The organism is Microcoleus sp. FACHB-672, from assembly GCF_014695725.1.
GTDB lineage: Bacteria > Cyanobacteriota > Cyanobacteriia > Cyanobacteriales > Oscillatoriaceae > FACHB-68.
On sequence record NZ_JACJOU010000033.1, the window covers coordinates 300,274 to 314,968 of the forward strand.

The following is a 14,695-nucleotide window of genomic DNA, read 5'->3' on the forward strand; positions in this document are numbered from 1 at the left end:
TAGCGGAAAGGGAACATCCATGTCAGCACAATTATTACTGGTCGATGATGAGCCTGGATTGCGTGAAGCAGTGCAAGCTTATCTAGAAGACAGTGGATTTAGTGTGAACGTCGCCAGTAATGCCAAGCTCGGATGGGAACTGGTGCAGCAGAAACGGCCTGATTTGGTGATTACGGACGTGATGATGCCCCAAGTCGATGGCTATCAGTTTCTCAAGCAATTGCGAGATGACCCTCGTTTTAAGGCGTTGCCGGTGGTGTTTTTGACTGCTAGAGGCATGACATCTGACCGAATTCTAGGCTATCAAGCCGGCTGTGATGCCTATATTTCTAAGCCATTTGACCCCGATGAATTGGTGGCAATAGTAGAAAATTTGCTGGAGAGGCGAGAAGCGACAGCAAAGACTGGCGATGGTGAAACGCCTGATATTACTGAGCTTGCCAGTCAAATTGCTGAGATTAAGTCTTTACTGACAGGTCGTAGTGGCATTACGCAAACACCGGCACCGATTAAAATTGACTTGACTCCCAGAGAGCAAAGTGTTTTGGATCTGGTTGCTCAAGGGTTGATGAATAAAGAGATTGCCCGCCGCTTAGAAACCAGTGTTCGCAATGTGGAAAAGTATGTTAGCCGGCTATTCAGCAAAACCGGCACCAATAGCCGCACGGAATTAGTCCGCTACGCCTTGGAACACGGCTTAACAAAATAGCCGGTAAACGTTGCCGGTGCCGGCATCTGAGATATTGAACGTTGAAAGCCGGTGCCGGCACCTCTATTTCAGCTAAAAATCTATTTCTAAACCCCCCAAGCTCGACTTTTAAGCAAACTCTAGCGCTATAAAAGTCGAGTTCTTTTTTTAAGATAGTTTACGTTTCTTTAAAAGATTTTAATGTTATGTGTCGTTGACATAAGTTCTGTTATTGTTATGAGACCTCAGTAAAAATACAGAGCCTAAAATATGAAAATCTCAAATACGCAGCTTAGTCAATCACTTTCAATGGGAGCTTTACTGATTTTGATGAGCGTTGCGGTGATTGGGTTGGTCGCCATGCAAAGCGGATTATAGCTCAGAACCTTTCACAATAATAAATCTGTTTAATTGTCGTCTCACAAGTCAATCGCGTCTCTAAACTTAACCAGATAGAGGCGCGAACTTTGTGGGTCTGCCTCCTCTCTTCCTACGACAAATATTTACAATTTCTAAATTTAAAGCGATTTATAAAAATATCAAGATCACCTTGAAATCACCGCTATTTGTTAAAGGAATAATGAGAAAGCCCGATTCTTGAACCGGCTTGTCCTATTCCCTTGAAAAAACGGCTCAATTCCAAAAAATCTGCAACAGTTAATATACAAAACTTAATTGTCTGGGTAGATAAATTAAAAAAATTCATAAACTTTTATGTTTAAATTCATATAAGGTAGGTTGCCGGCAGCTTAAACCAACCTTCAGTTAGCGTTACCGGGAAAAATCTCAATCAGGCCGACAGGCTGATTCATTTAATGTAAAGATTTGTCTGATTAGGGCACCGATTGCTAACTTCTGTGTTCAAGTCAGCAACCCAAATACATTTGGAGTACATTGATGAGACGCCTTTGTTACGGATTTATGGCTGCCGGCCTTTTATTTGCCATTGCCACCCCGTCTTTTGCAGCCAAGCAAGATAATCCGAATTTCGAGTTTCCAACTCCTGTCGATAGTGTGCAACAGGAGAGCGCCGCACAGTTTAAAGAAGCCCTTTTGTCTCGCGAGATGTCAGAAGATGCGAGGGCGATTCTATCGGAAACTTCGGAAATTGACATTCAGCAAACCGGCGAAGGAGTTTGCCAGCTAGTTTCTGACGGCATTGATGAGGAAACTTATCTCGCTGAATTTTCGCCTGGAGAATCGCCCGCTAAAGAAGCCGGTCGCCACATCTGGAACCAAGCAGTCCAAAGCCTTTGTTCGCCGGCAACGAGTCAATAATCTCAAATTACCGTTGAAAACTTATTATTAATGATGCAGGAGAGCTACAGGCAGCATAGCGGGAAAGCATCAAATGATAGAAATTATCCAATGCCAAAAAGCAACTCTGCAAATATTAATAATACCTATCTAACCCGATTCAAGACCTAAAGATATTTGCCAAGTGCAGTAATATGTCAGCCTCCGCCACACCGGCAGAGGTTTTTTAATTGCCCCATCATTAAACTTTTGCCGACACCAGATGAGACAATGAACCTAGATGGGGGAAAACCCGCGTGCCATTTTGCTTGAAAATTGCAAGATTGACCGACGCGCTAAATGCTGATTGGCTAGGGTGCGGGTCAATCAAAAATTAACAATTAAAAATCAAAACTGGTCTGACATCGCCCCCCAAAAGAAAGGCACAGCATAAAGGCAACCGCTGACATGATCAAACGAATTGCAGCAATACTTCTCGTCATACTTACCGTAACCCTAAGCGGTTGCGTAGCTACCGCCACCGCCGGTTTAAAAGGCTACGTCGATACCACCGATGGCTATAAATTCCTCTATCCTAATGGGTGGGTGGAAACGAAAGTCAACAACGGCCCAGATGTTGTGTTTCGGGACTTGATTCAGGAAACTGAGAACGTCAGCGTTGTAATCAATCCAATGCCGGCAAATAAAACCCTCGCTGATTTAGGAACCCCCAGCGAAGTCGGTTACAAACTCTCCAAAAGTAGCCTTGGCCCTCCCAACTCAGGACGCGAAGCAGAATTAGTCAATGCTGAGCAGAAGCAGGTCGGCGACAAGACTTACTATATATTGGAACATACGATTAAACTGCCCACTCAACAACGTCACAACCTGGCCAGTGTAGCCATCGGTCGGGGTAAACTCTACACCTTAAGCGCTTCAGCCACAGAAGAACGCTGGCCAAAAGTGCAGCAGTTGTTTGAGCAAGTCGTCAATTCTTTCTCTCTTGATTAGATGTCTGTGTTCAGCATTCAGTGGTCATCACAACCGGCTGGGAATTTGTAATGGGTGGGTTGAATAAACCCACTCTTACAATATCGGCAAACCACCTACTGCCGGCCAAGCAAAAGCGCCCCGAATAACTAGACAAATCACCCCTCTCTACTCCTATGGGACTGCCCTTACTGTTACTCGCCTCTGCATCCCCAGCCCGACGTCGGTTACTGCAAAGCGCCGGCATCCCTCCCATTGTCTGCCCTAGCGACATTGATGAGTCGCAAATTCAAACCACCAACCCAGCCGAATTGGTGCAAACCCTCGCCAAACTGAAAGCTGAAAGCATTGCAGAACGGTTGAAAGTCGGGGATTTGCCGGCTCACAACTTGGAAGGGGCACCAAGTTTGGCATCCTGGCTGATATTAGGGTGTGATTCGGTTTTGCAGATCAAGGGAGAAATTCACGGCAAGCCGGCTGACTCAGCAGAAGCGATCATACGCTGGCAGCAAATGCGCGGATCGATTGGCGAACTCTACACCGGCCATACATTAATTGATCTGGCTCAAGGGAAAACACTCGTGCGCTACCAGATAACAAGAGTTTATTTTGCCAATGTCAGCGATAGCGAAATCGAAGCTTATGTTGCCACCGGCGAACCGCTTCAATGCGCTGGTTGCTTCGCCCTCGAAGGTAAAGGCGGTCTTTTTGTCGAAAAACTTGAAGGTTGCCACACCAACGTCATCGGCCTGAGTTTGCCTCTGCTGCGCCACATGATTGGCGAACTTGGGTATGACGTGACAGATTTTTGGCAACCTCAACAAGCTTAAATGGCGGGTCGCGCCGGCATCGGCAACAACCCGCCATTTAAGCTAGCTAAACAAGAACTGCGCTGTGTTCTCAGATGCGACATTCTCACCCATATTGCCGGCATTGAAACCCGTGCTTCCCACCAAAGTCAGCAGCAACTGTCCACTGCCAAAGCCGCTATTGCCAGAAATACCATCTGCTAAGCGCAATTGTGTGCCGCTGCCACTCTTGACCACATCAATCGCAGCAATGTCGGTAAATGCGAGCGCATCACCCCCAACACCCCGGACAAATTGATTAACCGTATCACTTCCATCCCCGGCAGCATAAACAACCGTGTCAGTGACGTGATCGCTACCCAGGGTAAGCGCATCGTTGCCAGTTCCCCCAATCAACCAGTCACTACCATTGCCCCCAATTAAATTGTCGTTGCCGGCAGCCCCAATGAGAGTATCGTTGCCATCACGACCATTGAGAACGTTGCTTGCTTGATTGCCGGTGATCTTATTGCCGAGGGCGTTGCCGGTGCCGTTAACTGTGGCTGTGCCCGTTAGGTTAAGGTTTTCTACGTTAGTTCCCAAGGTGAAGCTGACGCTAGAATCGACGCTATCATTGCCGGCAGCCAAGTTTTCTTTGATAATTTCGTTAGTATTCTCAACGATGTAGAGATCGTCTCCTAAACCGCCACTGAGGCTGTCGAGTCCAGGGCCGCCAATGAGTGTGTCGTTACTATCTCCTGCATTGATGCTGTCATTGCCGGCTCCTCCGAGGACAGTGTCATTGCCATAGAGGCCGCCGCTATAAAGCAAGTCATTGCCCTCTCCAGCGTCAAGGAAGTTACCGCCATTGCTCCGGAGGGTATCATCGCCGGCTCCTCCATAAAGGGTGCTTTCGTATCCCGCTGCGACCAGCGAGTCATTGCCATTGTCGCCCACTAGGTAGTCATTATTGAAACCTCCGAGGATCGTGTCATTGCCTTCCTCACCGAAGCCGGCAATACTACCGTAGCCATACTGACTTTCGAGCCAGTCATTGCCATTGCCGCCACCAAGGAAGCCACCACCAATGGTTATAAGCAGCCGATCATCACCGTCTTCGCCATACATATCATGAGAACCTTCTCCGCCAGAGAGGGTGTCGTTGCCCTCTCCGCCATAAATGGTGCCACTGCCATCCGCGTCTGCCAGGATGTCATTGCCGACTCCGCCATTAAGGTCTTCGTAGGAGTCTCCCACCCCACCAATTAGGGTGTCGTTGCCAATGCCGCCATCAAAGTAGTTGTTGCCGTCTGAGGCGTATAGCGAGTCATTCCCTTCCCCGCCAATAACAGTGGCGTCACCAAAGCCATCGCCGGCAAATACAGTGTCATTACCGGCTCCGGCATCAATAAAGTCATTGTCTTCCCCGCCATCAATGAAGTCATTGCCTTGCCCGCCATCTATGAAGTCATCGGCTCGCCCGCCATCAAGAAAGTCATTGCCTTCCTCACCGAAAAGCGTGTCACTGCCAGGCGTATCCTCCGAGTAGTAATTACCCATGATTGAGTCGTTGCCTTCCCCACCTAGGAGTGAGTCATCGCCACTTCCTCCTTTAACAGTGTCATGGCCGGCTCCACCCGTTGCGGTAATCGAATCGAATCCAGATCCTTGGATAAAGTCATTGCCGTTGCCCCCATCGCCTTTACCGCCATAGTAGAGGCTCATGACGTCATCGCCATCTTCTCCATAACTAATTCCGCTGCTTTCGTATAACACACAAGTATCGTTGCCGGCTCCGCCATACATTTGCCCACTACCGAGAACCCCTAGTAACGAGTCATGGCCATCCCCGCCATAAAATAAGTAACTTCCGTAGCTTGACGAGTTGTAGAGGGTATCGTTGCCTTCGCCACCGATTAGGATCCCCACGGTTGCAGTAAGATAATCATCCCCGGTGCCCCCATCTGCAAAGGTCGTGCCATCATCTCTACCCTCTAGGGTATCGTTCCCCTCCTTTCCGTACAGGTATACATTTCCATAATCACTGTAGTAATTAACACCTATTAAGTCGTTGCCACCGCCGCCATCTAGGGTGTCATCGCCACCGCCGCCATCTAGGGTGTCATCGCCAATGCCGCCATAAATAACGTCATTGCCGGTTCCCCCTATCAGACTGTCATTGTCGGCTCCCCCTTCAATATAGTTATTGCCGCTTGGCCCATAATTATTACCGTTTACCCCATCTAGAGTGTCATTGCCGGCATATCCAAATAGAGAATCCTCTTCCTCTCCACCGACAAGGTAATCATTACCCATAGTGCCTGTGTAAACTGCCATCTTTTCCTCTTTTTTTCTTTAATAATTCGCACTTTTTCAAGGCGATTTTTTTGTCGATAAACTTGAAGGTTGCCGCACCCATGTCATCGGCCTGAGTTTAGCTCTACTGCGGCACATGAGCGGCGAATTTGGGTATGACGTGACACAGTTTTGGCAACCCCAATCAGCCTAAATGGCGAGTCGTTGCCGATGCCGACACGACTCGCCATTTAGAGTTAGCTAAAGAAGAACTGCGCTGTGTTCTCAGATGCGACATTCTCATTCATATTGCCGGCATTGAAACCCGTGCTTCCCACCAAAGTCAGCAGCACCTGTCCACTGCCAAAGCCGCTATTGCCAGAAATGCCATCGGCTAAGCGCAATTGTGTGCCGCTGCCACTCTTGACCACATCAATCGCGGCAATGTCGGTAAATGCGATCGCATCTCCCCCAACACTCCGAACAAATTGATTAACCGTATCACTTCCATCCCCGGCAGCATAAACAACGGTGTCAGTGACGTGATCGCTACCAAGGGTAAGTACATCATTGCCGGTTCCCCCGCTAAACCAGTCACTGCCATTACCCCCAATTAAATTGTCGTTGCCGGCACCCCCAATTAGGGTATCGTTACCCTCACGACCATTGAGGACGTTGCTCGCTTGATTGCCGGTGATCTGATTGCCAAAGGCGTTGCCGGTGCCGTTAATTGTGGCTGTGCCCGTGAGGGTCAGGTTTTCTACGTTAGTTCCCAAGGTGAAGCTAACGCTAGACTCGACGCTATCATTGCCGGCATCCAAGTCTTCTTTGATAATTTCGTTGGCATTTTCGACGATGTAGAGATCGTCTCCAAAACCGCCACTGAGGTTGTCGAGTCCAGGGCCGCCAATCAGGGTATCGTTGCTATACCCGCCCTCGATGGTGTCATTGCCGGCTCCCCCCTGCAAATAATCGTTGCTATAGGAACCGATGAGAGTATCATTGCCGGTGCCCCCATCCATTTTGATCCAACCGTCATTCACCCAGGTAATGAGAGAGTCATTACCCTCACCACCGATAAGGGTATCATTGTCGCCGCCTATACTACCGGAGCTAATAATCGTGTCATTGCCGGTGCCCCCATCCATGTATTCATCAGAGCTATATTTTGAAAAGCTGTCATAGACGATGTCATCACCCTCTGCGCCATAAATCCAGGCGGATCCTTGGTCGCTTGCTCGTAAGATATCATTGCCGGCACCCCCATCAATAGTATCAGAGCCATCATATCCACCGTTGAGGGTATCATCGCCGTCCCCGCCTTCAAGCAAGTCATCGCCATAACCGCCGTTGAGAAAATCATTACCTTCTCCGCCTCGTAGGGTGTCAAAAGCAGAGAAATAATAACCCTCGCTTACGATATAGTCATTCCCTTCCCCACCCTCAAGCAACTCAGAATTCAGACCTCCGATCAGCTTGTCATTGCCGGCTCCTCCGAGGAGAGTGTCATTGCCATTATTATAAAAATTGCTATAGAGCAAGTCATTGCCCTCTCCCCCGTCCAGTAAGTTACTTCCATTGCTACCGAGGGTATCATCGCCGGCTCCACCTAGGAGGGTGCTTTGGTATCCCTCGCTGACGAGCGAGTCATTGCCCTCCCCACCATCGAGGTAGCTCCTCTCCTGCTGGTCAATCAGCGTGTCATCGCCGGCCCCTCCGATGAGGTTATCATTGGTATCATTGCTCAAACCGATCCCACTAAACAGCCAGTCATTGCCATTCCCGCCATCTAAAGAGTCATTACCGAGACCGCCGAGTATCGTGTCATTGCCCTCGCCACCCAAGCCGGTAATACGACCATAGCCATACTGGCTTTCTATCCAGTCATTGCCATTGCCGCCATCAAGGAAGCCACCGGCATCGTTGACAAGCATCCGATCATCACCGTCTTCGCCATACATCTGGTGAAAACCTTCTCCGCCATAGAAGGTGTCATTCCCCGCTCCGCCATAGAAAATACCATTGTTATCCCACCCTGCGAGGATGTCATTGCCCTCTCCGCCGTTGAGGTACGTTCCTCTCAGGATGTCGTTGCCGGCTTCCCCATCTATGGTGTCATTCCCCTGCACTCCATCGAGGGAGTCATCGCCTTCTCCTCCGTTAATAGAGTCATTGTAGTACCCACCCACAACTGTGTCATTGCCGGTGTCGGCATCAAAGTAGTTGTTGCCGTCTGAGGCGTATAGCGAGTCATTCCCTTCCCCGCCAATGACGGTGGCGTCACTAATGCCATCGCCGGCAAATACGGTGTCATCACCAATGCCGCCATCGAGAAAGTCATTGCCATAACCGCCTATAACACTGTCATTGCCGGCTCCAGCTTCTATATAGTTATTACCACCTCCCCCATCTAGGGTGTCATTGCCGGCATATCCAAATAGAGAATCATCTTCCTCTCCACCAACAAGGTAATCATTACCCACAGTACCTGTGTAAACTGCCATCTTTTCCTCTTTTTTTCTTTAATAATTCGCACTTTTTCAAGGCGATTTGTTTGTCGATAAACTAGAAGGTTGCCACACCCATGTCATCGGCAGTTTGCCTCTGCAGCGGCAAATGATTGCTCAATTTGGATATGACGTGACAGATTTTTGGCAACCTCAACCAGCTTAAATGGCGGGTTGCACCGGCATCGGCAACGACCCGCCAGATAGAGTTAGCTAAACAAGAACTGCGCTGTGTTCTCAGAAGCGACATTCTCACCCATATTGCCGGCATTGAAACCCGTACTTCCCACCAAAGTCAGCAGCAACTGTCCACTGCCAAAGCCGCTATTACCAGAAATGCCATCTGCTAAGCGCAATTGTGTGCCGCTGCCACTCTTGACCACATCAATCGCAGCAATGTCGGTAAATGCGAGCGCATCACCCCCAGCACCCCGGACAAATTGATTAACCGTATCACTTCCATCACCGGCAGCATAAACAACCGTGTCAGTGACCTGATCGCTACCCAGGGTAAGCGCATCGTTGCCGGTTCCCCCGCTAAACCAGTCACTACCATTACCCCCAATTAAATTGTCGTTGCCGGCACCCCCAATTAGGGTATCGTTACCCTCACGACCATTGAGAACGTTGCTTGCTTGATTGCCGGTGATCTTATTGCCGAGGGCGTTGCCGGTGCCGTTAACTGTGGCTGTGCCCGTTAGGTTAAGGTTTTCTACGTTAGTTCCCAAGGCAAAGCTGACGTTAGACTCGACGCTGTCATTGCCGCCATATAAGTCTTCTTGGATAATTTCGTTAGCTTTATCAACGATGTAGAGATCGTCTCCAAAACCACCATTGAGGGTGTCAAGTCCAGGGCCGCCAATCAGTGTGTCGTTGCCATCCCCAGCATTGATGGTGTCATTGCCGGCTCCCCCCTCTAAGTAGTCATTGCTGTAGGAGCTATTGATAATATCATTGCCAGCTCCTCCATTCAGGGCGCTTTGGTATACCCCAACGAGCGTATCATTGCCGGCTCCTCCATTCAGGGTGCTTTGATATCCTCCAATGAGCGAGTCATTGCCATCCCCACCATCCAGGTAGGTCTTCTCCTGCTCCTGCTCGTCAATCAGCGTGTCATTGCCGGCTCCTCCGAGGAGAGTGTCATATCCATAGCGGCTGCTATAAAGCAAGTCATTGTCTTCTCCACCGTCAAGTAAGCTGCCGCCAGTGCTACCGAGGGTATCATCACCGGCCCCGCCTAGGAGGGTTGAATTTGAAGAGGAATCTCCACCAGAGAGAAGATCATTGCCACTGCCGCCATCAAGCAAAGCTAGGGCTTCACCAACATAAATCCTGTCATTGCCGTCCTCACCATAGATTTGGAAATATCCCCCTCCACCAGAGAGAATGTCATTGCCATTGCCGCCATAGTATTCGCCACCACCAGCTCCACCAGAGACCCAGTCGTTGCCATCCCCTCCCTTGAGGATGTCATAGTTGATGCCGTGGCCGGTGCCATCTCCGCCATCGATAGTGTCATCGCCGGCTCCCCCATCGGCTATGTCATTGCCCCACTCGGCAGAGATGAAGTCATTGCCTTCCCCACCTTCTATTGAGTCATTCAAATACCCACCATAGATAACGTCATTGCCGGTTCCCCCGACTAAGTAGTTGTCACCGTCAACACCATTAACACTATCTTGGCCAGACAGGTAGCCGCCTTTGAGGGTATCATCGCCTTCTCCGCCAAAGAGGGAATCACTCCCATCCTTACCTTCAATGGAGTCATTGCCCTCCTCGCCTAGGAGCGAGTCATCGCCTTCTCCGCCATTGATGAAGTCATCGCCTTCCCCGCCATCGATAAAGTCATTACCTTCCTCACCTAAAAGCGTGTCACTGGCAAGGAAATTATCAGGGTTATTATTGCCCATGATTGAGTCATTGCCTTCCCCACCTAGAAGTAGGTCACGGCCCATTCCTCCTGCAACAGTGTCATCGCCGGCTCCACCAGTTGCGCTTATCGAATCGGGTCCAGAGCCTTGGATCAAGTCATTACCATTGCCCCCATCGCCTTTACCGCCAAAGACGAGTGTCATGACGTCATCGCCATCCTCGCCATAACTGGTTCCACCACTTTCGTATAAATAAAAAGTGTCGTTGCCGGCTCCGCCATACATTTGCCCATAACCGAGAACCCCTAGTAAGGAGTCATGGCCATCCCCACCATAGAATAAGTAGTCACCCGGGCCGGTGGTGTTGCCCGCATTGTAGAGGGTATCGTTGCCTTCGCCACCGATTAGGGTGCCACCGCTTACACGAATATAATCATTGCCGGTGCCACCATCGGCGAAAGTAATGGCAAGATGCCCGCCCACAAGGACGTCATTGCCCTCCCTACCGTACAAGTATAAATTTCCTTGTTCCTTGTCAGAGGCAATTACTAAGTCATTGCCTCTGCCGCCGTCTAAGGTGTCATCACCGAGATAGCTGTTATTTCGGAGGGTGTCATCGCCTTCCCCGCCATCGAGATAGTCATTGCCTTCCCCGCCGGTGAGTGAGTCATTGCCGACTCCCCCTTCTATATAGTTATTGCCGTTTCCCCCATCTAGGGTGTCATTGCCGGCGTATCCAAATAGAGAATCCTCTTCATCTCCACCGACAAGGTAATCATTACCCACAGTGCCTGTATAAACTGCCATATTTTCCTCTTTTATTCCTTAACAATCCGCATTTTTCATCAGTTTTTTAACTGCACCCTGATGAAAGAATTTTGTATGTATTTGTTGATGAATCGCAACTTAAACTAGGAAACTTTACAAAATCTTCTTAAAATCTTCAAAGCTTTGGCTGCCTGCTATTAACCTTTATCAGCTTTAATGTGTAAAAAATTATACCCGGCAGCCCTCAAGTAGAATTTTTTCAATTATTAGGCATTCTGACTTTTAGCCTTATTTTTGACTTAGGCTGCGGCCAATCCCTGATCATTATGGCGCTTTGATTTATTGAAAAGTTGCCAAATTGGCATTTCTTTTATTAAACATTCAACTATTGCTAGCCTGTGTTTAGGTATAAAAATTTTATTATTAATTCTTAATATTAAAAAGATTTTAAAGCCAGAAAATTTTTAGAATCTCTGTCAAAAACTCTGTTAAATTTTACAAAATCTGCCATTATTTTTTTTGTAACAGCTTATTTAGCTAGCTAAAACAGGTATTTGGAGCCATAGCAAAACAGACGATTAGCAGAATGTGATGGAAACTTGCCAAAAAGTTGCCCTAGCTGATTGACTAAGGCTTGTCTAGCTTTATTTGGAATCAACTAAGGTTTGTGGTTTTTACACAGATGCTTAATCAATCGAATTGCCATTGAAGAGGGCTTGACAAGATTCCCAGAGTACAGATATCGGACTCTGTGCTTCTCAGACTAAAGATGCACCGGCTCAATTGACCCTTGTGTTAGTCAGGGCCTAGAAGCCTTGTATTTAAGCTAATCTATTCTTAATTGGTAAACATTGATACAAAATCCCCCTAAAGGAGGATTTATCGCAATCTTGTTAGAAAAGAACAGACTGCTTTTCCTCGGCACATCACGAGTACTAGATAGAAAACTAAGAATCAAGAAAGACAATTTACTAATTTTGTGTTAACAAAAAATATTTTTAGAAGGTAATTATTATCTTTGTTAAAGATTATATAATTTGCAACTTAATAAATAATATTTTTATCTAATCTAACTTAATAAAAAATGATAAATATTTTTTATTATATGACAGTTCAAAATTTAAACTTTTTCAAACCATAGATGATAGCGCAGGGAACAGTCAAAGATACACTGATAATATCTATTTATTTAATCAAACAAAAAAATAGAGTGGGTTTCTCAAAAAAAGAAATGCCCACTCAACTATCTATTAGCCATTAGTTATTAACTACTTGTCGGCTAATTTCACCTTCGTGGCTAAACCAAGTGCTTGCAAAAATTGAATCGTCATCCACGTTAAATCAATTTCCCACCATTGCAAACCGTGACGGGCAGAATATTGACAAGCGTGGTGATTGTTGTGCCAGCCTTCTCCATAAGTCACCAAAGCTACCCACCAACAATTCGTAGATTTATCTTCAGAGTCAAAGGTGCGGTAGCCAAATTTATGAGTGGCGCTGTTCACAAACCAGGTGCAGTGAAAAACCACAACCAAGCGAACAAAGATACCCCAAACAACAAATGACCAACCTAACCCTGGAGAATATGCTTCTCCCAAGAAGTAGAGCAAAACGCCTAGGCCAATTTGAAGCGGGAAAAAATACTTGTTTAAAAACTGATAAACTTTGTCATCAGCAATATCTTTGGTGAAGCGATCAACTTCTTTATCGGCTGGAATGTGATAGAACCAGCAAGTCATGTGACTCCACAAAAAGCCTTTGTTGGAATCATGGGGATCTTTCTCCTGATCCGAATACAAGTGGTGCATCCGGTGTAGCCCCACCCAATCAGTCACGCCGCCTTGGCAAGTGAGGGAGCCGCAGAAAATGAGAAAATACTCCAGCCACTTAGGAGTCTGGAAACTCCGGTGAGTTACGAGGCGATGGAAACCGAGGGTAATGCCCAACCCACCCGTTACCCAGTGAAGGAAAACGGCGACTCCCACTGCTGCCCAGCTAAAGTTACTGGGCAAGAAAGCTAAAAGAGCAGCAAGGTGGACTGCTGCCATGAAGATGATCACCGTCCACTTGGGGCGAAGCGGCGTTTCTTGTAAAGTCTGTTCTTGTTTTAAAGGTGCGATCGTCATGAAGATATTTTGTGGGAACTATTTGACTCAATCTGCGCCATAATGAACTCCGCGCACCTAGATGGCCGGCGAGGGGTTAATGGATAGCATTCAACAGCTACAGGCAGCAGAAAAGGCACTGTCTCCGATTTTTTCTGGAATTGACGCTCAGGTCAAGCATAATCTCAAACGTGTCTTGGATGCCTTTCGCGCTCATCGTGTCGGGGTTCACCATTTTGCCGGCGTCACCGGCTATGGTCACGATGATTTGGGGCGAGAAACGTTAGATCGTGTGTTTGCTGAGGTCATGGGCGCTGAGGCTGCCGCAGTGCGGGTGCAGTTTGTATCTGGAACCCATGCTATCGCCTGCGCCCTATATGGCGTTCTCCGTCCGGGGGATGAAATGCTCGCTGTTGCCGGCCCCCCTTATGACACATTAGAAGAAGTCATTGGATTACGGGGATCTGGCCAAGGTTCGCTCATGGATTTTGGCATAAGTTACCAGCAACTCCCCTTAACCAACACCGGCACCATTGACTGGCAAGCTTTGGCATCTGCTGTCACCGAGAAAACCCGTTTGGCTTTGATCCAGCGCTCTTGCGGATATTCTTGGCGTTCGAGCTTGTCAATATCAGATATTGAAAAGATTGTCAAGATTATCAAAGAACAAAATCCCCAAACGGTTTGCTTTGTCGATAACTGTTACGGGGAATTTATTGAAGAACGGGAACCCCCGGCAGTCGGTGCTGATTTGATTGCCGGCTCATTAATTAAAAATCCCGGCGGCACCATCGTCCCCGGCGGTGGTTACATTGCCGGTCGAGCAGACTTGGTCCAAGCAGCTGCGTGCCGGCTCACAGCCCCCGGAATAGGCAGTAGCGGCGGCGCTACCTTTGATTGTAACAGATTGTTAATGCAAGGTTTATTTTTAGCCCCTCAAATGGTTGGGGAAGCCATGAAAGGCAATCACCTCACCGGCTATGTTTTCGACAAATTGGGATATCCCGTGAATCCGCCCCCAATGGCACCGCGTCGGGATGTCATCCAAGCCATTCAGTTGGGAACCCCAGAAAAATTAATTGCCTTTTGCCGCGCCATTCAGCAGCATTCCCCCGTGGGTTCCTATCTAGACCCAGTGCCGGCACCGATGCCAGGGTATGAAAGCCAACTGGTGATGGCCGGCGGCACCTTTATCGATGGCAGTACCTCGGAATTTTCTGCCGATGGGCCACTGCGGGAGCCTTACACAGTCTTCTGCCAAGGCGGAACACACTGGACTCATGTTGCCATTGCCCTGGAAGCTGCCATAGAAGTTATTGGCAAGAAAGATTAATTTTGTTCATTGCCGCAGCTCATCCACCTCCAATCCCCCAAGTGCCGGCAATTTCCTCAAAAACTGATAGAAGACAATTTCTCGATACAATTCTATACATCCGCTGATAAACTT

At 48.1% G+C, this 14,695-nt stretch carries 9 protein-coding genes; 5 read left to right on the forward strand and 4 right to left on the reverse strand.

Features of this window, described 5'->3' with window-relative positions; all coding sequences use genetic code 11:
- Nucleotides 1-19: 19 nt before the first annotated feature.
- The 4 genes from H6F56_RS24420 (at nt 20) to H6F56_RS24435 (ending at nt 3,744) form a co-directional block, all read left to right on the forward strand.
- Entirely contained in the window at nt 20-709 is a 690-nt protein-coding gene (locus tag H6F56_RS24420; RefSeq protein WP_190674263.1) for a response regulator transcription factor, read from the forward strand.
- Between the two features lie 876 nt (nt 710-1,585).
- A complete protein-coding gene (locus tag H6F56_RS24425; protein ID WP_190674264.1) occupies nt 1,586-1,966 on the forward strand; it encodes a hypothetical protein in 381 nt (126 codons plus the stop codon).
- Nucleotides 1,967-2,392: 426 nt separating this feature from the next.
- The gene (gene psbP / locus H6F56_RS24430; RefSeq protein WP_190674267.1) at nt 2,393-2,935 is read left to right on the forward strand and encodes a photosystem II reaction center PsbP; all 543 of its coding nucleotides are present in this window, start codon (nt 2,393-2,395) and stop codon (nt 2,933-2,935) included.
- A 155-nt stretch (nt 2,936-3,090) separates the two neighbouring features.
- Nucleotides 3,091-3,744, forward strand: coding sequence for a Maf family protein (locus H6F56_RS24435; protein WP_190674270.1), 654 nt, complete (start codon nt 3,091-3,093; stop codon nt 3,742-3,744).
- Between the two features lie 42 nt (nt 3,745-3,786).
- Here H6F56_RS24435 and H6F56_RS24440 read toward each other — a convergent pair whose 3' ends face one another.
- The 4 genes from H6F56_RS24440 to H6F56_RS24455 form a co-directional block, all read right to left on the reverse strand.
- Entirely contained in the window at nt 3,787-6,039 is a 2,253-nt protein-coding gene (locus tag H6F56_RS24440; RefSeq protein WP_190674273.1) for a calcium-binding protein, read from the reverse strand.
- 215 nt (nt 6,040-6,254) lie between these two features.
- A complete protein-coding gene (locus tag H6F56_RS24445; protein ID WP_190674275.1) occupies nt 6,255-8,501 on the reverse strand; it encodes a calcium-binding protein in 2,247 nt (748 codons plus the stop codon).
- 212 nt (nt 8,502-8,713) lie between these two features.
- Complete coding sequence (locus H6F56_RS24450) at nt 8,714-11,182, reverse strand: calcium-binding protein (RefSeq protein WP_190674278.1); 2,469 nt, start codon at nt 11,180-11,182, stop codon at nt 8,714-8,716.
- A gap of 1,229 nt (nt 11,183-12,411) precedes the next feature.
- Entirely contained in the window at nt 12,412-13,269 is an 858-nt protein-coding gene (locus tag H6F56_RS24455; protein WP_190674281.1) for an acyl-CoA desaturase, read from the reverse strand.
- Between the two features lie 79 nt (nt 13,270-13,348).
- Between H6F56_RS24455 and H6F56_RS24460 the strand changes: the two genes are divergently transcribed.
- The gene (locus tag H6F56_RS24460) at nt 13,349-14,581 is read left to right on the forward strand and encodes an aminotransferase class I/II-fold pyridoxal phosphate-dependent enzyme (RefSeq protein WP_190674283.1); all 1,233 of its coding nucleotides are present in this window, start codon (nt 13,349-13,351) and stop codon (nt 14,579-14,581) included.
- The last annotated feature ends 114 nt before the right edge of the window (nt 14,582-14,695 follow it).

Bases quoted from the DNA above. Each gene is read 5' to 3' on its own strand.
- H6F56_RS24420 (WP_190674263.1), top strand. From the start codon at position 20: ATGTCAGCACAATTATTACTGGTCGATGATGAGCCTGGATTGCGTGAA.
- H6F56_RS24425 (WP_190674264.1), top strand. From the start codon at position 1,586: ATGAGACGCCTTTGTTACGGATTTATGGCTGCCGGCCTTTTATTTGCC.
- psbP (WP_190674267.1), top strand. From the start codon at position 2,393: ATGATCAAACGAATTGCAGCAATACTTCTCGTCATACTTACCGTAACC.
- H6F56_RS24435 (WP_190674270.1), top strand. From the start codon at position 3,091: ATGGGACTGCCCTTACTGTTACTCGCCTCTGCATCCCCAGCCCGACGT.
- H6F56_RS24440 (WP_190674273.1), bottom strand. From the start codon at position 6,039: ATGGCAGTTTACACAGGCACTATGGGTAATGATTACCTTGTCGGTGGA.
- H6F56_RS24445 (WP_190674275.1), bottom strand. From the start codon at position 8,501: ATGGCAGTTTACACAGGTACTGTGGGTAATGATTACCTTGTTGGTGGA.
- H6F56_RS24450 (WP_190674278.1), bottom strand. From the start codon at position 11,182: ATGGCAGTTTATACAGGCACTGTGGGTAATGATTACCTTGTCGGTGGA.
- H6F56_RS24455 (WP_190674281.1), bottom strand. From the start codon at position 13,269: ATGACGATCGCACCTTTAAAACAAGAACAGACTTTACAAGAAACGCCG.
- H6F56_RS24460 (WP_190674283.1), top strand. From the start codon at position 13,349: ATGGATAGCATTCAACAGCTACAGGCAGCAGAAAAGGCACTGTCTCCG.